Here is a 21,547-nt window from a genome sequence, read left to right as displayed (position 1 = left end):
ATATAAAAGCTTTCGCCCTTATAACACTTTTAATTTTTTAATACAATTAAAATTTGATTTGGTACTAAGGTAATCTTACTCGTCATCTGCTGTTCTACTCCTTCTGCTAAGCCTTCACTTGATAAAAGGACTTTGTAAATTCCTTCTTCTAGCTCTATACTTTCCTCTTGATCACTAAGGCTAGCCAGTATATAAATCTCTTCCTCTTCATAGATCCTCTTCATCCCAAAGATCTTTGAATGAGGTGTATTTACTTCCTCAAGTTCTCCTACACTTAGTGCTTTATGCTCATTTCTAAGGTTAATGAGTGCTTTATACCACTGGTAAAGTGAATCTTTATCTTCAAGTTGTTTATCAAGTGCTACCTTTTCCTTTGGATTAGAACTATCTATCCAATTTGTATTTTGATCCTCATCTGTACTACTCCACAGGAAAGGCTCTCTAATCCTTTCATCTGGTTTAGTCCCTGTCATTCCCAGTTCTTCTCCATAATAAAGATAAGGCGTACCTGGTAGATTGAGATAAATAGCTGCTGCAACTTTCATCTTATTTACGTCTTCGCCTAATACATTCATCACCCTTGTTTGATCATGATTAGACAAAAATGGTGCTAAGACAAAAGTATGATCTTCTTCCTTATACATTTCCTCTATAGACTGATACGTATAAACTACATTAGATAGAGTTCTACTGTTAATGGCATTAGTTAAAGTGCCACCTATGTTAAAGTCAAAGAAAGAATCTAATACCCCCGCATATTCACAAATATTATAAGGGGCATCCCATACTTCACCTATTAAAACAGCTTCCTCATTTATGCTGTGTACATACTCCTGAAAACGGTTCCAAAATTCGATATTTTTTTCTTTCTCATTAAAGATCCACTTAGCTGCATCTAATCGAAATCCATCTATCCCTAAATCTAGATAATACTTAGCAACCTGCTGCATTTCTTCCTCTACTTTGGGATTATCATAATTCAAATCAGGCATTCCTTCATAAAACGCGGCATAATAGAGTTCATCTTTATTGCCATTTTGTGCCCAGGCAAGTGTAGACATAGGTGAGCGTTCAAGCTTCTTTTCCATATCTTTTGTCCATATGTAATAATTTCTGTAAGGGCTATTTTCATTTTCCCTTGCTTCTTTAAAATAAGGATGCTCCCATGAAGTATGATTAATCACTAAATCCATGACTACTTTAATATCTCTTTTATGTGCCTCCTCTAGAAGTACTTTCAAATCCTCTATATTTCCATAATCTTCATCAATGGCATAATAATCTTCTGTGTCATATCCATGATAACTTGTAGCTTTTGTAATAGGCATAAGCCAAATGCCCCTTACTCCTAAATCCTCTAAGTAGTCTAGTTTTTGTGTAACCCCCTGCAAGTCTCCTATTCTGTCCCCATCTGAATCATAAAAAGCCCTCACAAATATTTCATAGAATACACGCCCATTATAGCTCTCATAACTTATACTTTCTGGCTTAAATAAAGTTACTGCCACAAGTGAACCTATTAAAGCTACTGCAAGTAATATACCTCCTATTAAAATGTGCCTCTTTTTATGCAAAGACTCACCTCCTGAAACTTGTTTTGGAATCAGTTCTGGTACCGTTACTCATATAATATATGAATACCCAATATTTTTCAATACAATATTTTAACTATTTTAAATAAATAAAATTATTAAATATATAACTTTATTGCTATTCATATATACCTTATAAAAAAAGCAACTTAGTCTTTTAACTAAGTTGCTTTTTTAATTTCATAGAGTAAATAAACTAGGTTAGATCCATTTTACTCAATCTAAAAGGGTTAAAATACGATCCATAATGACTGCCACTTGTGCTCTTGTAGTAGAGTCTTTTGGTTTATATGTACCATCAGGCATTCCACTTATAATACCTGCTTCATAAAGCTCTTTAACTGCATCTTGTGCAAATGAGCTAATTGTATCTGCATCTTTAAATGGCACGTAGCTTCTTTCTCCTTCAAGTTCCACGGCTAATGCTGTAAGTGATCTTGAAATCATTACTGCCATCTCTTCATTTGTGATTGAATCGTTTGCACCAAATGTTCCATCAGGACGTCCTGTTACAATACCTTTTTCATATAAGTTTACAACTGGTTCTGTATACCATTTACCGAGCTGCGCATCTTTAAATGGTGATGTTGCTGCTGTCCCTTCAAATCCAAATGCACGTGCTACGACAGCTGCAAATTCAGCTCTTGTAATTTGTTTACTTGGTCCAAAAGTACCATCTTCATAACCTTTTAAGATACCACGTCCTGCCATTTTTCCAATTGCCTCTGAAGCCCAGTGCCCCTGTGTATCTGCAAATTGTACGCTTGGTACTACTGGTTTCTCTTCCTCAACTGGTTGTTCTGGCTCTACCTTGTCGCTTGGTTTATTTGGTTTATTTGATCCACTTGAACTACTTGATCCGCCTGAGTTATTTGAATCACTTGGTTTATTTGGCTTACTTGGTTTTTCTGGTTCTACTGGTTTTTCCGGTTCTACTGGTTTCTCCGGCTCTACTGGTTTCTCTGGTTCCACACCAGTATTCTCATCTGTTCGGTCTACTCCTACATTTGGTGTATCTATTGGAGATAGGAAATAATCAACGACTTTATAGCTTGCCGAATCTAGGAATTGATCGTTACGCATATCTATTAAGTCTCCTAAAATAGCTTCTCTACCTAGGTTCAATAATTGATTACTTGTAATATATATGCTTAATTTATTACCGTCTCTTACAGTAAAGCTATAAGCCTCTTTATCTTTTGGCTCGAACACAACATCTTCTGTAAGTGTATCTTTAGTTAAAAGCTCTATTTGAATACCATAGATGTCTTTTGGGATATCCTGAACTTTTACTGTTACAGTGTTGTTGGTATTATTGTGTAAATTAATGCTTGGAGTAGCACCGAATACGGTACTACTTCCAAATATAAGCATTGCTGCAATAACTGAGGCAAATTTAGTTCTCTTCATACATGTCCTCCTGTATTAATGATGTCGCTCCCTGATTAAGTATAATCTCTGGCATAGAATCATAAGAAGGTGTTCCATACCATAATGTTGTACTTGTTACCCTTGGTGTTCCAGTATGTGCAGTTGTATCATATCTATACATCTTCGCCATAATTTCTGTTGGAAGCACACTTAACTGTGAACAGTCACCTTGTAGTTCTTCTTCTTTTTGCACATCTGGGATGAAGATAAATAATCCATCACTAATATCACTTGTTTCACCATCTTCAGGTACTTCAGCAAACATTAAGAGTTCACCATTAATAGGTCTTTCTACATAAGTCATCTCTTCATCTAAGCCTGATTTTTCAGCGTATCTACCTACAATATGAATAGTATTATAAAGTGGGTCCCCTCTATAAGTACCTACAATAACAAGTGTGCCTTCTTCAATTGCACTCACACCATCTACATCATCATACTCATAGTCTTGTCCCATAATACCTACTTTGTAATCTTCAAAGGCTACATTATCACCAGGGTAACTTAATGGTTCAACATCAAATTGGCTAAGGAACTCTTCATCAATGTTTTCACCTATTATACGGATTACATCAGCATCATAAGTCCAAATTCTTGTATCTTTTGAAGATGCTCCAGGTTTATTGAAGTAAGTAATGAATTTGCTTGCATCTGCCGCTTCATTAAACTCAAAGTCACCTTCTTTAGCTGTCAGATAATTGTATCCATCTCCTGCTTTTTTACCTACTGCTATCTCAAATGTTCCCTCAGGTAAGGTACTATTATTTTTAGCTTTTACCCTAATACCTGTTACTGGTGTCTTTTTATTGAAAGATAAGATTAGGGCTGGTCCTGTAGTTGTTAAAGCTGGTCCTGTAGTTGTTAAAGCATCTCCGCCTACAAATTCAATACGATATTGACTTCTATCAATAACATTGTCATGCTCAATTCGAACTTGCCCTGCATTTACTTTTCCATTATTAACGTCAGCATTTACTATATTTCCTAGTGAATCAATGGCTCTTACTTCGTATTTAAATGCTTTATTATTAGCTGAGCCTATTACATCCTCATAAGTAGTGTCTGTAATAAAGGCAATTTGTTTACCATCTCTGAAGATTTCATATCCTAATAAATCCTCTTTAATACTTTTATCTGAACGAATGGTGATCTTAACTTTATTTGCATTTGATTCACCTTCGGAAAGGTCTGCAACAGATGCCGTTGCATCAAATTCCATAGCTTGGATTCCCGTACCACCATTTAATCTATATCTTCTTGACTCATCTGTAAGGTACTGAATCTTTCTTTCTTCTTGAGAGTAATTTTTCATCTCTGCTTTTGCAGCATCTGATAAGTCCATACCCCACTTGGTGAAGAATTCTGTTAAGTCTTTTTCTACCGCCATACTTGCAGCTACTGCGAACTTATCATCTCCAGTAAAGCCATTTACTTTACCACTATCGTATACCTTGAATAATTTATTATAGAAACTTAATGGTCCATTGTCTTTATCATCTGCACCATTGTCATAGGCAAGATGTAATTGCCAGTACATACCTAACTGTGTAAATCCATCGTTTGACATTCCTTTATCGCCTACTGCGACTTTTTTATAAATGTCTTGGTACTTGTCTGATAACTCTAATCTTGATGGAAGCATATTATCTTTCCCATCATAAGTCTGCATCATAAGTGAATAAATATTATTTGTAATTTCAGCCTTGCCTAATCTATCCATGTTATGACCAATTTCATGGGCAATTCCCCATCCAAATAGACCATTTGCATTGCCTTCACCTGTTACAGATGTTGGTTTTCCTTGTACTAATGCACCTGTTGAACCGTATCCAACACCAATATGGCTACCTGCTGCATACATAAATGCATTAGCGAACATTCTCATATATCTTATATTTTGTCTGCTCTTAAGGACATCTAATGGATTATCAAGTCCATATGTAGTATGTGTGATCTTAATCACTTCTTCCCAAGCAAGCATATTATTGTAAAGTTTCTCGATTTGAGCATCTTTATCTGGTGTAGCAGCTGTAATACCTGCAAGTACTTGATCTGCTGGTAGAGATAACAGGATATTTCTTCCTGATATTTCTGTAGAGTTTGCTGGGTTCGTATCTTTATTGTTTAGTTTATTAGGCGCATATGCTACAAGATCATCAATATATTTTGATATTCTTGCTTTTCTTTCTGTTTCGCTTAATTCATACCAGTTATAAAGTTCTAAAGTTGGGATTTCTTTTACTGCTCCCTCAGTATCTCGAATGTGTAACTTAATTTGGTCACCTTTGTTACCTGAGTATCTGTAATAGAATGAACCACCAGCTGTCACTTTAAGGTTTCCTATCTTTTCGATTTCAATGATGTTTCTACCCCTTGTAAGCTCAATAGCATCCCCTGATAGTGAGTTTGCTTCTGAATAATACTGAGTTGGTATAAGATGTAATGTTTCTCCCTCTGGAATATCTGCATAGATTGCTACTTTCTTACCTGCAAATCCTACTATACCTAATGGGCTCCAATCATTAATACGTTTCACATCACCACTTGCATCAATCGATACAAAATTATTTTTAATAATCCCTAACTTAGAAGTATCCTTTGCAAGTAAGGCCTCTGCTAAATCAAGTTCATCCTTTAAAATAGCAGAATCTACATAATAAGAATCTTCATCATCTAATTTTGCTCGAATAGCGTCGATATCTTCCTGTGTTACACCTGGTGCTAAAGTTGTAAGGGCATCATCTGCAAATAATGCTCTGATTTCCCCATCTACACTATAATAGTCATAGAATGCGATTTCTGATGCACTAGCCTCTACTCTTGCTCCATCAAAGATTCTACCTCTTACACCAATTTTCTTTACCTTTGTTTTTGGGAATTCAAAGATAGCATATTGTTGTCCATTTTTATCTGTTCTAACTTTATACCACTTATCTGTTACAATTTCTTTTCCAGGTCCTGATAAATCATCGCCTTCTTCCCATACAGTAATATGGTACCTCTTAACAACGTCTGCGTAGCTGCCATCTAATCTTGGTACATAAACAACATAGTTCATCTCATGTGGCTCTGCAAAAGTAAAGTTGATTTGACCAGATTCCCACCATATTCTTGCTGTCCAGTGTGATGCATAGTCACCATCTACTACGTTTTTAATACCATCTTTTGTATCTGTTAAATCATACTTTTGATTAAATCCATTTGGATAGAATTGCATATCGACATTGTTACGATCTGCAAGTTGTACATCTATAATCTCATCTACACTTATTCTATTTTTAGTTGGTAAAATAGGTCCTTCAAGTGTAACTTTCTCTGGTGTTCCTGTCACGACTAGTGAGCGTCCACTCTCACCTATGCTATTACCTGCAACAACATATAAGTTATATTCTACATCATTTGTAAGGCCACCTATAACGGCTGAAGTAGCTGTTATTTTACCATCTGCACTTCCTGCAGGTACAAATTGTTTATAGGCTGTATCATCTGCACTTGCTTCCTTATAAAATACTTTGTAATAAGTAGCATTGTCTGTTTTTCCCCAGTTAAGTTTAAGCCCACCATTCATCTCTTCTACTTTTAAGAAATCTGGAGGTAATGGTTTTTCTGAAGGTTGTGGAATACCTCTGTATTCCTCTGATGGTGTTCCCATCCATTCCTCTGATGTAGCTCTAATCATGAAGTAGTAAGGTGTTAAGTTTTCAAGCCCTTTTACGGTTGCACGTGCTTCATCTACATTTAACTCACCTGTATACTCGCCTGATTTTTCCCCATAAAATACTCTATAGCCTTCTACGTTTGGAACTGGATCCCATTCAAGGGTAATAGCTTCATTCTCTTCAGTTAATATAACATTTTTAATTGCAGTCTTATCATTAGGGGATACATTGGATGCAATATCCTTAACAAAGGATACCTCTTCCATTACAACATAGCTAGGATTTCCATCTTCCCCAACTACCTTATCTACTGAAACGGTTACTCGTTTCACCGGAACTCTTTTTCCAAGATTAATAACAATCTTATTTTTATCTTCTGAGCGTCCAGTGTATCTTATACCTTTATAGCCTTCTACTGATGAACCAAAAGTTTGGATCTCTCTTTTTGTTTCGCCATTTTCCTCATACTCAACAATGACAGTTCCACCTTCAAGTCCACCTTCAGCTACAGGGGATACAAGCTCAATCACTTGTGCTTCTATACCTTTATCACCTAGATTAATGGGTATCTCAAGTTTTCCTTCATCTGAAGTTTTTTGTATTTTAACTTGAGTTTCGCCTGTGAATAAATCTGCTACACTATTTCCATCAGCAATTTCAAGCCCTGCATCTTTAATGGATTCATCAACGGATACCATAACACTTTGTGAAATAATAGCCGCTAAATCCGTTTGTACTTCTTCCCCTTTAGCTTCAAGCTGTTGTTTCACATATGTTAATTCTACAATATCAACTTTATCATCTCCGTTAATATCATGATCATGAATACCATCTTTTATATTTTGTTCTATTTCCTTAAGGTCATCTTCTGTTACCTTTTGATCTCCATTAATGTCTCCATAAGAAAAAGTAGCATCACCTGTCCCTACAGTTACATTTTTTGAATAATCGCTGATGATGATATCTTCTGAGGTATAAGTTTTATAGCCTTCACCTTCATATACGAAGTTATATGTACCTAGCTCTAGATCTTTTATATTGATGTAGTAAGAACCTATGACATCTTCTGTAGTCATTTCCACATCGTGAACATTCTTAGCAACGATTTCTACAGGGTAATTCCCTAGATTCTTAGTTACTTCTGGCTTAGCTCCAAGTTGTATTTCTACTATACTACTATTACCTTTTTTTAAGCTTACCTTAATATCTTGACTCTTTACTTTTTTATAAGCAAATGGATAGTCAAATCTGATAGAAGTAGATATATTACCCTTAGCATTAGCATCTTGGGCCTTAATATCTACGGTCTCACGTGCATATACTGCTGTTAATGGTGTAAATGTTTGTACCATCATCGCACATGATAAAATCATTGCCATTTTTCGAATTAATTTTGGCACTCTTTCACTCCTTTTCATATTTATAGTTGCTACTAAAAATATTAATTATCATCTAATCTTTTTTCTTTACTATACTAGCATTTCTATATACATATGACAAGCAAAAATTTACCTTTTCTTAACTGCCTGGCAACTTGTTATTAACAACTTATTCATTTTTATACATACTGGGATAACGATAACATGGATTAAAATGCTGAAAATACCCCCTCACTTCGCAATCAGCAAAATGAGGGGGTATTTAATCCCTAAAAAGTTTATTTTTTCTGGGCAATCTTTTGTTTCCCATATGTTGACGGGGACATACCATAGTATTTCTTAAAAAGCTTACTGAAGTAATAAGCATCTTCATAGCCTACCGCTTTAGCTACCATATTAATAGGTATGGTATTGTTTTCTAAAATTTGCTTAGCCTTCTCAAGTCTAATTTGAATGAGATAATTAATAGGGGAAGTTCCTGTTTCTTCTTTAAAAATTTTAGAAATATAAACAGGACTTAAATACATATTTTTTGAAATATTATCAAGAGATATATCTTCCATATAATAAGAACTCATATAGTCAATAAGACTTTGTACGATAACTTTCTTATCTCTGCTTGCAAATTGTGAAGCTTCTAAAGATGGTGGTTGACTGCATTCATCCATTTCACGGTAAAGAATTAAAATCAGCTTCATCACTAATGCTTTAAGCATAAAGCTATGTCCAAGCTCTCTTAATCTCTGTTCTTTCTCTATTTCTTTACAGCACTGCTCGAATTCATTTCTATATTTCTCAATGGTTACAATAGGTGGCCAACTTAAGGATTTCATATAATTAGGTGCATTACAGTCTATATTAAGATTACCTATACCAATATGTAACTCTGTACATGTTATACTTGCATCTACTAATGCCTGATGATGTACACCCGGATTAAATACCATGACATCCCCTTTTTTAAGCACATAGTGTTCCCCTTCAATGGTATAGTGAGCCTGACCTGAAGTGACTATGGAAATTTCTACAAAATCATGCGTATGATAGGTAGTTGGGTAAACATTATCTTTATTGGTTACTGCATGAATAATAAACATAACATGCGGATTAAACGAATCTATACACTGTATGGGAATTAACATAACAACCCTCTTTTACTTCCATTAATATTATACTTTAAAACTATTGTATACCATGATAAGAAAATACAGCAATAGGTTAATATAATACATTTTTATTTCTACCATTTTTTATATAATGAACTGTGTTAGTTTGAATTAACTTATTAGGAGGGACATATATGGAGACATTTAAATGGATATGGGGATATCTGAAAGACTATAAGTTTAGATATGGCGCATGCCTTGTTTTAGTACTTATAGCAGCTTTAATCAGTATGATTAACCCTATCCTAGGTGGTACTATTGTTGACCGCGTATTAGAAGGTGGCGAAACAAATATCTTAGTACCTATTCTACTTGTAACAATTGCAACAGCTCTTGTTAAAAACATCGTATCGTATACTTACCAAATGAACTTTGAGCGTATCTCTCAAAACATCTTGTTACGTATTAGAAAGGACTTATTTGATAAGCTTCTAACTTTAGATGTAGACTTTTACAAACAAATGAAAACGGGTGACCTTATGGCACGTATGACAGGTGATACTGACCTGCTTAGACACTTTATTGCCTGGGTTGTTTATAATATCTTATACAATGTAAGTGTATTTGTAATCGGGATTGTGTGTATGTGGTTTATTAACCCTATACTCACTTTAGCCATGCTTCTTGTTTGCCCATTCATTGTACTTTTTACAATGAAAATGAGTAAACGTATTGGGCCTACTTTCCACAAAGCCAGAGAAGCTTACTCTAGACTTAACTCTGTTGTACAAGAAAATATCAGTGGTAACCGTATCGTTAAAGCCTTTTCTAAGGAAAACTATGAAATTGAAAAATTTAATAGACAAAATGCCTTTTATAAAGAAGCAAATATGGACACTGTTCATGTAACACAGCACTATTTACCTATTCTAGAATTCTTAGCAAGCTTCTTGACTGTTGTTATGATTTTTGTAGGTGGAATCTTAGTTATTTATGATCAAATGACAATAGGTGACCTTATGATCTTTAACGGTTTACTTTGGGCACTTAATAACCCTATGCGTTCTGCTGGTTACTTAATTAATGACTCACAGCGCTTCATTGCTGCTTCAGCTAAAATCCGTGAACTTTTAGCGACTGAGTCTAAAATTCAGAACCATGAAGACGCACATGCCCCTGAGCGTATTAAAGGTAAAATCGAGTTCAAAAATGTATCTTTCAGTTTTGAAGATACCGATGCGCTTAAGAAAGTATCCTTTAAAGCGGAACCAGGCCAAACCATTGGTATTATCGGTCATACTGGTGCTGGTAAATCTACTTTAATTAATTTAATCTGTCGTTTCTATGAACCTGTTAGTGGTCAGGTCCTTGTGGATGGCAAAGATATTCGTAGCTATGATATTAAAACACTACGTGAAAGCATTGCTATGGCTATGCAAGAGGTCTTCCTTTTCTCTGATACCATTGAAGCTAATATTCGCTATGGTGTACCAAGTGCTTCATCAGGCCAAATTCAACAATTCGCCGCTATGGCTGAAGCCGATAGCTTTATCCGCAACATGCCTGAAGGCTATGACACCATCGTAGGTGAAAGAGGGGTAGGTCTTTCTGGTGGGCAAAGACAACGTATTGCTCTTGCGCGTGCCCTTATTAAAGACCCTTCAGTGCTTATCCTAGATGATACAACTTCTGCTCTTGATATGGAAACAGAAATGAAAATCCAACAAAAACTTAACGAATCGACACGTAAGCGTACAACTTTTATCATTGCACACCGTATTTCTTCTGTTAAAGCAGCGGACCTTATTCTTGTACTTAAACGTGGACGCGTTATTGAACAAGGTACACATGATGAGCTGATGGCACTTCAAGGTGAATACTACAAAGTATTTAATACACAGTTTGGTGACTTTGATGAAGAACTTGCTGAGCTTACACAAAAGGAGGCGAACTAGATGGCACGTAATACCTTCGACCAAGATGAAACGTTAGAACAAGGCTTTAACATGTACCATGTGAGACGCCTTTATGATTATATGAGACCCTATTTAAAACCTATCATATGGTGTATGTTCCTCATGGTTATTTCAAGTTTACTTGGCCTTTTAGGCCCTTATATTATTAAAATAGCTTTAGATGATTTAATTCCAGCTAAAGATTTAACAGGACTTTGCATCGCTACAATAGCCTTTATTTTATCTCTTATAGGCATTAGCTGGATTATGAAAAACCGTCTTATAACGATGGGGCGTGTAGGTCAAGATATCTTAATTGATATGCGTCATGACCTATTTGTAAACCTTCAGAAATTACCTTTTACATATTACGATAACCGTCCTCACGGGAAAATTCTCGTAAGGGTTGTAAACTACATCAACTCTTTAAGTGATTTATTAAGTAACGGTTTTGTTAACTTAGTAGCAGATATTTTCAGCATTATCTTAACAATGGTGTTTATGTTTGTACTTGATACAAGGCTTGCACTTGTCAGCTTAATTGGTGTACCCATTCTTATGAGTATCATGTACCCACTTAAAGCGCTTCAAAGAAAGGCGCATCAAAAACTTAGTACGAAGCAATCTAATATGAATGCTTATGTAAGTGAAAGTATTAATGGTATGCGTGTTACACAAGCCTTTGCCCATGAAGAAGAAAGTATGCGTGTGAATGAACACGTGTGTCAGGAATACAGTAATGCTTGGCTAGGCGCTGTTAAACTAAACTTCTTAGTTTGGCCTATTATGGATAACGTAGCAACACTTACTGTTGCACTTGTTTACTTCAGTGCTGTATTTATCTTTGTCGATGATATTTCAGTTGGTCTTCTTGTTGCTTTCGTAGCTTATGTATGGCGTTTCTGGGGTCCTATTACCAACCTTGGTAACTTCTATAACACCATTATTAATGCTATGGCAAACCTTGAGCGTATCTTTGAACTTATGGATGAAAAACCAACTGTACATGACTGTGATGATGCAACTGAGCTTCCTAAAATCGAAGGTCATGTAGAATTTGAAGATGTCAAATTTGCTTATGAAGAGGATGAAATGATTCTAAAAGGTATTAGCTTTGAAGCTAAACCTGGTGAACGTGTAGCTATTGTAGGACCTACAGGTTCAGGTAAAACAACCATTATCAACCTCATTAGTCGTTTCTACAATATTAACGATGGTCGCATCTTAATTGATGGGCACGATATTAGCAAAGTTACCCTTACTTCTCTTAGAGGCCAAATGGGTATTATGATGCAAGACTCTTTCATTTTCTCTGGTACAATTATGGAAAATATCCGCTACGGTAGACTGGATGCGACAGATGAGGAAGTTATTGAAGCTGCTAAAGTGGTTAAAGCCCACGACTTTATTATGACTTTTGAACACGGCTATGAAACAGTCGTTAATGAGCGTGGAGATAGACTTTCAGTAGGTCAAAGACAGCTTATCTCCTTTGCAAGAGCACTTCTTGCTAACCCTAAAATCCTTATTCTAGACGAAGCCACTTCTAGTATTGATAGCCAAACTGAAGTACTTCTTCAACAAGGACTTGATGAGCTCCTTAAAGGTAGAACATCATTCGTTATCGCTCATAGACTCTCTACTATTAAAAATTCCGATAAGATTATTTACATCCAAGATGGTCAAATCTTAGAAATGGGTACACATGATGAACTTATCGCTAAAGGCGGTGGCTATTGTCATCTTTATACAACACAATATGAATTGCTTAGAGCGTAGCATAAGCTACCTTCAACTTACATGAGAGGTGGATGAGACTCTTCCATACACTAACTTCCATCTTTGAAGAATTTCTAGTCGCAATTTAAAGAGATAACGCTGCAAACTCGCTTTCGCTCAGACAGTGCAGCTAAGTACATCTCTTTATCTTGCTCCTGAAATTCTATTCAAAGATTCCAGAGGTGTATTACAGAGTCCCATCCACCTCTCTTTGTTTGTGGAAGGAATAGCCTAGGGTTTCGTTTCTCCCCTTAGCTCTTTGGGGAGGGTGTCCTTATACTCTGTATAGGGTAAGTGAAAAGCGGGAGAGTGACTCTTCCATACACTACTTTCCGCTTTTGGAGAACTTCTAGTCGCTATCTAACAAGATAACGCTGCAAACTCGCTGTCGCTCAGACAGTGCAGCTAAGTACATCTTGCTATCTAGCTCCTGAAGTTCTTCCCCAAAGCTTCAAAGGTGTATTACAGAGCCCCTCTCCCTCTTTTCATGTTCTTGGAAGGAATAGCCTAGCGTTTCGTTTTGCTTGGGATAGGGCAGAAAGAGTATTACAGCGTTTTCTCCACGCCTTTTGTTTTTGGGAGGTGCATCCTAGTGCTTCGCTTAGAATGGAGGAGGCAAAAAACACTGCGCTCTCCCCCAGACTCTTCGGAGGGATTTCTAGTACTCCGATAGGGTGAGTGAATACAGGTATGATGTGGGGCGAAAGAAATAACATAATCTTGCACTATGTGTGGTACTTCCTTCATAAACTAGTAGTAATACACATCCTGCTAAGGGAAGTGAGGGGGAATAGTGATCATGATTATTTTTATTTTAGTATGGATGCTTGTTGTGATAGTCTTTATAAAATGTCTAGCAAGTGAAGCAAAAACATGGGATGAAAAGATCATTGAAATGGTATGTGAACAAGTACTAGATACCCCAAATGAAGATATTCTTGAACCGAACTTAGACTTAGATGGTTTTATTGATGTACTTGAACAGCTTTATGCTGACTACTTCACTGAAGAGGCCTTCAAGCGTTTTATCCAAATACGTTATGGTGATAAATATCATGTAGTAGCTAATGAAACTGGTAAGTTTATTAACATTAAAGCTATTACAGTAACTCAAGACAAACAAACTCCTCAATCTTATAACTTCGAAGCACACGTGGAAATAGAGGATCACTTTAATCAAGCTATACCTGTTAAAGTCCTAGGCCATGCTACTCTAGTGAATCATAAGATTACACAAATTAAGTTCCTTGACCAAAACCTTCTTAGAGCTTTAGCGCAGTAAATAGCGTGATTTATAAAGCCATCCTCTTAAAATAGACTATTAACTACTAAAGGCAATTAACACCCCTAAAAATTTGAGGTATTAATTGCCTTTATCGTTGTACTATACACCCTATCTAAAACTCATGTTCATGTCCTTTAAAAAAGTTATAGTAGCAGCGTACACTTTCTAATTCAGTCCACTTTTTCACAGATACGGGATACTCATCTAGGTCATATATCTTGGCACCTTTAATAGCTAACAGAAAAGGGGAATGGGTGGATATAATAAATTGGCACCCAAAATACCTAGCGGAGTCTTCGATAAACTTAATTAATTCTAGCTGCCTTTGTGGAGATAAGCTATTTTCAGGCTCGTCCAATATATATATACCATTTTCAGCTATTTTTTCAGTAAAATATCTGAAAGCACTCTCGCCGTTAGAATACTCACGAATATTATCCATAAGATTGCGTCTTACATACTTAGACTGGGTCCTACTTCTTGACTGATTCACCTTTTTAAGCTGTTCATAATCCTCTAAGGACTTCATCTTAAACTGGGAATACTTCAAATCCAAATACTCTACAAATAAATCTTCTCGTTTCGTATCTATCCCCTCGTTAATGGTACGGATATTGAGCATATAATTAAAGACATCATCACTTGTGATAATCCTACTCTCCATTGGAATTTCCTCTACTATTTCCATATCACACATATCAATATAGTCCCCATAAAAGTTTGTTCTATTATAAAGGGATTCTCTTGTAATGCTGAGCTTTTCGGCAATGACATTTAGTGCAGTCGATTTTCCTGAACCATTTCCACCATAAAGAATAGTGATGGGCTCAAAATCTATTTGTCTCAAATCATTTTTTGATAATATTCTAAAAGGATAAAACGAGTCGTAGCATTTTCTTTTTATCGAAAGAATAAATCTAAACTCCCTATCCTCATTAGGAAATGTAAAGGATTTTAAATATATCATACTATCACCTATATGCCATTTTTAGCTTCATACTATCACTTGTCTCTATATATTTCAAATTATTTTATCAATTTCCTAAAATTTTTCGGGGAATTTTCATACCTTGGGACTATATATAAGATGTAAAAGCTAAAACACATCCTAGGTAGTTTGAACTTTTACACTTCTAAGAAAAGACTCTTAGTTAGCCCCCCTTCTAATAATGAGCCTTTTCTTAGCCCTAACAGTTAGCTGTGTGGTAGCTGCTCTCTGTTAGATTTATGACTAAAGTAAGGCTTTTCTTTCTATGCCTACAGGCTAAGGCTATGCCTACCAGCGTACGAAGGTGCCTTTGCTAGTGCCAGTATGGGCGTCGTGATATATGCAGTGGCATCCCTTTCTCGTTCGGCATACCTGGGCTATGCATAGGGCCTGTCTATTCTAAAGGTTACACCAAAGGCTTAACGGCATCAAGGCTAAGCTCTAACTTTACTTAATACTTCTACCACACTAAAAGCCGTTTCAAAGAGCTGCCATAAGGGGGAGGCAGTCTCTTTGGAACGGCTTTTTAATTCATAAAATAATTATTGGGTTTAATAGGAATTAAGCTTATAATCCTTGTAAAAAATGCGCTGCTTGTCTACGGTTTCGTAAAATAATGACTTGAATATCTTCTTCTCTACTTAAGATGTCATAATACCTTTTTCTATTATTTTTATTAAGATTCCAAACAAATTTTATAAAATCAAAATCAAATCTTTCTGGGCAATATCCTCCCATATCAGGACGACTTTTACCATACCCTGTTACAACTCGTTTTATTACACCATAAAGACAGCTTATACGAGAATAATCCATATAAATAACAGTATCACAGTATTTCAATCTTAATGGTATGGTTCGTTCATAATTTCCATCTATAATCCATGTCGGCTTTACAACTTCAGCCCATAGTAAATCATCAAATTCTTCTTTAGATATATTTTGCCAGTTATCTCGCCAATTAAGTTTGTCAAGATGTATCAAAGGTAAGTTTAACTTATTAGACAGTTTTTTAGCTAAAGTTGTTTTTCCACTACCACAACAGCCAATAATCATTATTTTTTCATGGATACACCTACTCCCTATTATCTACGTAACCTCTATTTATTCTATTGATAGGATATCACTTCGACCGATGTCATGCAATTATCAATACTTACATCCTCATGACAATTTCTCACTTATGAGTTGAGTAAGCTAAAAAATCAAGTTATTGTTTTGATATTTTAACTTAAGTACAATAAACTTAGTTGATGCATCAGCCTACTCTAAAGGGGGTTTTTAAACAATGAAAATCGAAATCGGACAACGTATTAAAAGTTTACGTATTGAAAAAGGTGTTACACAAGAAGAGCTTGCCAATCATTTAGGTCTTTCCTATCAAGCTGTATCTAAATGGGAGAATAACATCAGTACACCTGATATTCAGCTTCTGCCTCTTCTTTCTGTTTATTTTGGTGTTACTATAGATGATTTATTCGAAATGCCTCATGAAGTGCATCTCGATCGTATTGACCAAATGATTGATAATGAACGTATAATGAGCACTGAGAACTTTAACTATGCCGAGCAGTACTTAAAAGGCATCTTAGATGAAGATCCTAAATGTGCAAGGGCTTACTATCTCCTAGCTGCCCTTCACTATCACCGCGCAGAAAGTGATAAATACTTAGCCTCTGAATATGCTAAGTCTGCTCTTTTCTATGCACCCGATGATAAAGCACACCATAATATCTTCAACAAAGCCATGGGCGGTGTGGCAAGTGATGATTATTACAATAGACACGATGCTCTTATTGACTACTATGAGAATTTTGTTAAAACACATCCTACCAATAGAAGAGCTTATCTTTATCTACTTGACCAGCTTATTGCAGATAGACATTTTGAGCGAGCTAAAGAAGTCCTTGAGCAAGTTAAAACGCTTAAGCATTCCTGTCTAGATGCCATCTATGAGGGTGATATAGCCTTTGCTAAGGGGAATGAAGAAGAAGCCCTCACTTTATGGCATGCATCCGTTACAGAATTCCCTAATGCTTGGGAAGCTTATCTCTCTCGTGGCGATGGTTTTGTAAAGCTAGGCCGCTATGAAGAAGCAATCTCAGATTACGAAAAGTGCTTCTCTCTTATGGAAAAACCACGTTACACAGACCCATTAACTTTCATGGCTAAGGCCTATGAACTTAATGGGGATTATGCAAAGGCTATAGAAACACATCAACGCGTTATAAAAATACTTGAACAAGATTACAACATCGTTTCTGGTGAATTAGTCGATGCACCTATGCGAGAAATCAAACGTCTTGAAACACTTATTTAACCCATCTACTGGGCTTGAATAGCCCATTAAAAAGTTATCTGCAATATACTTTAATAAATTATCATAAGCCTGCCTGAAGGTATGGTACTTTCCCTTATGGAGCTGTACCACATACTTTCCTGCAGGCTTTTTTAATAGATACTCACCATCAAATAGCTTAGATACGCTACTAAAAAAATAGATTTTAAAAATTTTTATTTTCTAAAAGTATTTACTGTAATCCAATTAGGTAATATACTACCTATATAGATAATATATTACCTAATTGAGGAATGAATAATGTACAACTTTGAAACAATGGATAAAAGACTCATCATATTTGGAAACTTATTTTTAGTAGCTAATCGCTTACAAACTGTTATGGATAGTCAAATGGAAGGCCTTACAGCTAAGCAGTGGCTAGTACTCACCATGTTAGGTATGTTTGATGAACCGCCTACACTTAAACAGCTTGCTAAGATGTGTAATACTTCTCATCAAAATACCAAGCAGCTTGTCCTTAAATTAGAATCTAAAGGCTTTCTAGAAGTTACTAAAGACCCTAAAGATGCACGTGCTATGCGTATTTGTGCCACAGCTAAATGTACCGAATGGGAACTAGCCAATCAGGAGAATAATGCTAAGTTCGTTAATCAAATGTTCTTCACTTTAACTCAGAAAGAAATTTTAGTCACTATGACTTCTCTACTTAAGATTTATGATGCCCTAGAAGATATGGCAAACGAGCAAAAATAGAAAGGGGAATTTTATGAAAGTTGTTGTTGTCTACAAATCACACTATGGTGCTACTAAGGAATATGCTACATGGTTAGCTAAAGCTTTACATGCAGATTTACTTGAACATTCAAAAGTAAAAGGAGATACCCTCTTAAAGTACGATACTATTATTTATGGAGGCGGTCTCTATGCAGGGGGTATTAGTGGCGCCTCTCTTATTACCCAAAACTTTGATAAGTTAACAAATAAAAATATTATTATTTTCACAGTAGGGCTAGCTGATCCTAAGAATCCAGACAATGTTACACATATCCTTAAAGCTACAGACAAAATCTTCCCTCCAGGAGTGAAGGAACATCTCACTTTCTTCCACCTAAGAGGTAGCATGGATTATAGCAAATTGAACTTTGTTCATAGAGCTATGATGGCTATGATTAAGCATGTTCTAAGCAAAAAATCAGATGAAGAACTGACAGATGAGGATAAAGTTTTACTTGCAACCTATGGCAAGCAAGTAAGCTTCTTAGATCAAAAATCCATTACACCTATAGTGGATTTTGCTTCACATCTTTCTGCTTAGATTCCCTTTGGTAATGCGTATTATAAAAAGGGTATCACAAAACTTATGCTCTCGTTTTGTGGTACCCTTTTATCATGCTCATGATTTCTATCTATGGCCTATGAAGCATACTACTTCTACTAGCCTTCTAGTACAATACCTGCATAATCCTGCTCATATTTTGTCTTGAGCTTCTTTAATACATAGAAGTAGGCCGGAATTAAGAATAAATCTGCCATAATCCATGCTACAGGTCCAGCAAAACAAGCTGCTGTGTAACCAATCATAGGTACAAAAACAAATCCAACCATGCCACGTGCAATCATTTCACATACACCTGCAAACATGGCTAGGTTCCCAAATCCCATACCTTGAATAGAGAACCTTACAATATTCACCAATGCTAATGGGAAGAAGAAAAGACTTGTATATTTCAGCAATAGAGCTGCATTTTTAATGACCTCTACCTCTGCTTTATTTACAAAAATCAAAGCTAGCGTCTCTCCGAAAGCACTTAGAATAATACAAGAGATTACGGAGTAGATGATTGCCATGATACTACATGCTTTAGCCCCATCTGTTACACGGTCAAATTTGCCTGCACCTACATTTTGTCCTGCATAGGTCGCCATGGTCGAACCCATAGCATCAAATGGACAGCAGAATATCATATTAATTTTATTCCCAGCTGTTATAGCTGCTACAGCCATAGATCCTAAAGAGTTAACTGCTGTCTGTAAAATGACACTTCCTATTGCTGTAATGGAATATTGAAGCCCCATAGGTACACCCATCATACAAAGTGTTTTCATCAATTGTCCATTAGGTACCCACTCCTCTTTCTTTATCTTTAAAATGCTGTAATTTTTCATCATATACAATAAACATAGTATACCTGAAATGCCTTGAGAAATAACGGTTGCCCATGCAGCACCACCTACACCCATATCCAGCACTAGAATTGCAATTAAGTCTAGTACGATATTGAGTAAAGAGGAGATAATAAGGAAATAAAGAGGCGTTTTACTATCTCCTAACGACCTTAAAATACCTGATAATAAGTTATATAAATAAACGACTGGAATGCCTAAGAAAATTACAAAAATATAAGCATACGAATCTTCAAATATATCACTTGGTGTACCCATCCACATAAGTATTTGACGACAAAGCACACAGACTATGATTGTCGTTACAAGTGAAAAGAGAATAGCGAGCCATACACTATTGGCTACATACTTCCTTAAAGAAGATTCATCTTGTGCACCAAATGCTTTTGCAACAGGGATGGCAAATCCATTACACACTCCCATGCAAAAACCAATAATCATGAAGTTAATGGATCCTGTCCCGCCTACTGCAGCTAGTGCTTTCGCACCTAAAAATTGTCCTACTATCATGGTATCCATCATATTGTAGAACTGTTGAAATATCATCCCTAACAATAAGGGCATAAAGAATCTCAAAATTAACTTACTTGGAGATCCTTCTGTCATACTTTTTACTTTACTCTTTTCCATTACTTAAATCCCCTCTTATGATACATTATCTTTTTCAAGTATACTCCGTATAAAGCATACGCTGCATAAGTATGTCTTATGCCTGCTCTATGATACATTTAATCTCTCGCTCTTTTGCCTCTAAATCCTTTTCTTTATGGCTTAGCTGAGTCGATAAAGTGTTTACTATTTTTCTTATTTTACCACAGGTAGCTACTACATTGTCTCTTGACTGACTGATTTTAGACTGCATATACCAGTCCGCAATAAGACCATCAAAGAAGAAATCAGCAAATACTGCACCTCCTGTAATGTGAATACTCGAATCTAGACTCATGTTCACATCTTGAAGTTCAACTTGAAGCCTTTGCACATAAGTCTGGGCATTCAAAATAGCCTGTTTAGCTTTATCAATTTTATCATGCTTCATCATATCTGCAACAAGGCCCCCGCCTAGAAGGTCCCAAGTCCCCCAGTCACCTGCACTATCCAGCAGTTCTATTGCTTCATTCAGTGTATTAATAGCCATATTCCCTGGTGTGATGGCCTCCTTAAGCTCCTTTATTTCCCTTCTGATAAAGCTCATTTCTTTTTCAAGCTGCCCAATCTTAGCATACTCTGGCATATTCAAGCTTGCCATAACCCTGCGTTTTTCTTCATATAAGGCGTCAAGTTTATCTTGAACTTTGCTCATTTCATAGTGCTTGTTGGTTAATTGACTTAGCTTATCCGTTAGTTCGTCTACACTTTTCTTACAGCTCTCATATTTAAGTACCGCTGCAAGGGCTTCCTCTTTTTCTTTTGCCACCTGCTTATCATGGGTACCTAAACATTTATAGAAAAGTGTCTTTAAGCTTGTTTGGCTCATTTTTTCCACGTCTAGTTGCTCTTTCTCCATAATGCCTTCTAGCTTTTTCAGCTCATAACGCGCATTTTCTAACATTGTTTTAGTTCCATCTATCTTCTTATAAAGACTATCTGGATGCGTATAATCTTTAAGTAGCGCTTCTATTTCTAAATTAATTTGTTCTAACATTTCTTTCCTCCTTCTCTATAGCTACCTCTATGGCCAAACATTTTAAAAAGCTGTTGTCATGTACTTGTCTTGCTCAAATCTACTTGTACCCCACCAGTCTGGGATTAAAGTACTTAGTTTAACTAACTTTTCAATTTAGCTTTCACCATTGGTAATCATATTGACTATAGCATTTCTCTCCGCACACATACCTAATGTGCAAGATGTATCAATACACACCTGTGTAGATGTTGCCACCCTTC

The 21,547-nt window shown here is 36.0% G+C and carries 14 protein-coding genes; 6 read left to right on the top strand and 8 right to left on the bottom strand.

The window, feature by feature from the left end:
* Window positions 1-29: 29 nt before the first annotated feature.
* The 4 genes from ACLTBU_RS10365 to ACLTBU_RS10350 all read right to left on the bottom strand — a co-directional run bounded on the left by ACLTBU_RS10365 (window position 30) and on the right by ACLTBU_RS10350 (window position 9,203).
* Complete coding sequence (locus ACLTBU_RS10365; RefSeq protein ID WP_412218803.1) at window positions 30-1,574, bottom strand: alpha-amylase family glycosyl hydrolase; 1,545 nt, start codon at window positions 1,572-1,574, stop codon at window positions 30-32.
* A gap of 234 nt (window positions 1,575-1,808) precedes the next feature.
* Window positions 1,809-3,002: an S-layer homology domain-containing protein gene (locus tag ACLTBU_RS10360; protein WP_412218802.1), complete on the bottom strand. Its 1,194-nt coding sequence runs from the start codon at window positions 3,000-3,002 to the stop codon at window positions 1,809-1,811.
* Window positions 2,989-8,082 (bottom strand): M60 family metallopeptidase, encoded by a 5,094-nt coding sequence (locus tag ACLTBU_RS10355; protein ID WP_412218800.1) that lies wholly within the window; start codon window positions 8,080-8,082, stop codon window positions 2,989-2,991. The genes ACLTBU_RS10360 and ACLTBU_RS10355 overlap by 14 nt, the downstream gene beginning before the upstream one ends.
* A 257-nt stretch (window positions 8,083-8,339) precedes the next feature.
* A complete protein-coding gene (locus ACLTBU_RS10350) occupies window positions 8,340-9,203 on the bottom strand; it encodes an AraC family transcriptional regulator (protein WP_412218798.1) in 864 nt (287 codons plus the stop codon).
* 158 nt (window positions 9,204-9,361) lie between these two features.
* Between ACLTBU_RS10350 and ACLTBU_RS10345 the strand changes: the two genes are divergently transcribed.
* The 3 genes from ACLTBU_RS10345 (at window position 9,362) to ACLTBU_RS10335 (ending at window position 14,183) form a co-directional block, all read left to right on the top strand.
* Window positions 9,362-11,122 carry an ABC transporter ATP-binding protein gene (locus tag ACLTBU_RS10345; protein ID WP_412218796.1) on the top strand — a complete coding sequence of 587 codons (1,761 nt, stop codon included), beginning with the start codon at window positions 9,362-9,364 and terminating at the stop codon, window positions 11,120-11,122.
* Window positions 11,123-12,901: an ABC transporter transmembrane domain-containing protein gene (locus ACLTBU_RS10340; protein WP_177671880.1), complete on the top strand. Its 1,779-nt coding sequence runs from the start codon at window positions 11,123-11,125 to the stop codon at window positions 12,899-12,901.
* A 799-nt stretch (window positions 12,902-13,700) separates the two neighbouring features.
* Entirely contained in the window at window positions 13,701-14,183 is a 483-nt protein-coding gene (locus tag ACLTBU_RS10335; protein WP_412218795.1) for a hypothetical protein, read from the top strand.
* A 115-nt stretch (window positions 14,184-14,298) separates the two neighbouring features.
* Here ACLTBU_RS10335 and ACLTBU_RS10330 read toward each other — a convergent pair whose 3' ends face one another.
* Complete coding sequence (locus ACLTBU_RS10330; protein ID WP_412218794.1) at window positions 14,299-15,153, bottom strand: AAA family ATPase; 855 nt, start codon at window positions 15,151-15,153, stop codon at window positions 14,299-14,301.
* 588 nt (window positions 15,154-15,741) lie between these two features.
* Window positions 15,742-16,230, bottom strand: a complete 489-nt coding sequence (locus ACLTBU_RS10325) for a topology modulation protein (RefSeq protein ID WP_412218793.1) — start codon at window positions 16,228-16,230, stop codon at window positions 15,742-15,744.
* Between the two features lie 232 nt (window positions 16,231-16,462).
* Here ACLTBU_RS10325 and ACLTBU_RS10320 point away from each other — a divergent pair, with 232 nt between their 5' ends.
* The 3 genes from ACLTBU_RS10320 to ACLTBU_RS10310 all read left to right on the top strand — a co-directional run bounded on the left by ACLTBU_RS10320 (window position 16,463) and on the right by ACLTBU_RS10310 (window position 18,791).
* Window positions 16,463-17,494 carry a helix-turn-helix domain-containing protein gene (locus tag ACLTBU_RS10320; protein ID WP_412218791.1) on the top strand — a complete coding sequence of 344 codons (1,032 nt, stop codon included), beginning with the start codon at window positions 16,463-16,465 and terminating at the stop codon, window positions 17,492-17,494.
* Window positions 17,495-17,773: 279 nt separating this feature from the next.
* Window positions 17,774-18,229 carry a MarR family winged helix-turn-helix transcriptional regulator gene (locus tag ACLTBU_RS10315; RefSeq protein WP_412218790.1) on the top strand — a complete coding sequence of 152 codons (456 nt, stop codon included), beginning with the start codon at window positions 17,774-17,776 and terminating at the stop codon, window positions 18,227-18,229.
* Window positions 18,230-18,242: 13 nt separating this feature from the next.
* Window positions 18,243-18,791 (top strand): flavodoxin domain-containing protein, encoded by a 549-nt coding sequence (locus tag ACLTBU_RS10310; RefSeq protein ID WP_177671871.1) that lies wholly within the window; start codon window positions 18,243-18,245, stop codon window positions 18,789-18,791.
* A gap of 119 nt (window positions 18,792-18,910) precedes the next feature.
* On the opposite strand, the gene ACLTBU_RS10305 is transcribed toward ACLTBU_RS10310, so the two are convergent.
* Entirely contained in the window at window positions 18,911-20,290 is a 1,380-nt protein-coding gene (locus ACLTBU_RS10305; protein ID WP_249332036.1) for an MATE family efflux transporter, read from the bottom strand.
* Window positions 20,291-20,366: 76 nt separating this feature from the next.
* The gene (locus ACLTBU_RS10300) at window positions 20,367-21,305 is read right to left on the bottom strand and encodes a hypothetical protein (protein WP_412218789.1); all 939 of its coding nucleotides are present in this window, start codon (window positions 21,303-21,305) and stop codon (window positions 20,367-20,369) included.
* Window positions 21,306-21,547: the final 242 nt, after the last annotated feature.

It is taken from the genome of Zhenhengia sp. (assembly GCF_046966505.1).
Taxonomy (GTDB): Bacteria; Bacillota; Clostridia; order Lachnospirales; family Cellulosilyticaceae; genus Zhenhengia; species Zhenhengia yiwuensis.
The sequence above is the reverse complement of the archived record's forward strand: the minus strand, read 5'-3'. Positions and strand labels throughout refer to the sequence as shown.

Coding starts and splice junctions, on each gene's coding strand:
- ACLTBU_RS10335 (WP_412218795.1), top strand. CDS start 13,701: ATGATTATTTTTATTTTAGTATGGATGCTTGTTGTGATAGTCTTTATA.
- ACLTBU_RS10310 (WP_177671871.1), top strand. CDS start 18,243: ATGAAAGTTGTTGTTGTCTACAAATCACACTATGGTGCTACTAAGGAA.
- ACLTBU_RS10330 (WP_412218794.1), bottom strand. CDS start 15,153: ATGATATATTTAAAATCCTTTACATTTCCTAATGAGGATAGGGAGTTT.
- ACLTBU_RS10345 (WP_412218796.1), top strand. CDS start 9,362: ATGGAGACATTTAAATGGATATGGGGATATCTGAAAGACTATAAGTTT.
- ACLTBU_RS10325 (WP_412218793.1), bottom strand. CDS start 16,230: ATGATTATTGGCTGTTGTGGTAGTGGAAAAACAACTTTAGCTAAAAAA.
- ACLTBU_RS10320 (WP_412218791.1), top strand. CDS start 16,463: ATGAAAATCGAAATCGGACAACGTATTAAAAGTTTACGTATTGAAAAA.
- ACLTBU_RS10340 (WP_177671880.1), top strand. CDS start 11,123: ATGGCACGTAATACCTTCGACCAAGATGAAACGTTAGAACAAGGCTTT.
- ACLTBU_RS10300 (WP_412218789.1), bottom strand. CDS start 21,305: ATGTTAGAACAAATTAATTTAGAAATAGAAGCGCTACTTAAAGATTAT.
- ACLTBU_RS10350 (WP_412218798.1), bottom strand. CDS start 9,203: ATGTTAATTCCCATACAGTGTATAGATTCGTTTAATCCGCATGTTATG.
- ACLTBU_RS10360 (WP_412218802.1), bottom strand. CDS start 3,002: ATGAAGAGAACTAAATTTGCCTCAGTTATTGCAGCAATGCTTATATTT.
- ACLTBU_RS10315 (WP_412218790.1), top strand. CDS start 17,774: ATGTACAACTTTGAAACAATGGATAAAAGACTCATCATATTTGGAAAC.
- ACLTBU_RS10305 (WP_249332036.1), bottom strand. CDS start 20,290: ATGGAAAAGAGTAAAGTAAAAAGTATGACAGAAGGATCTCCAAGTAAG.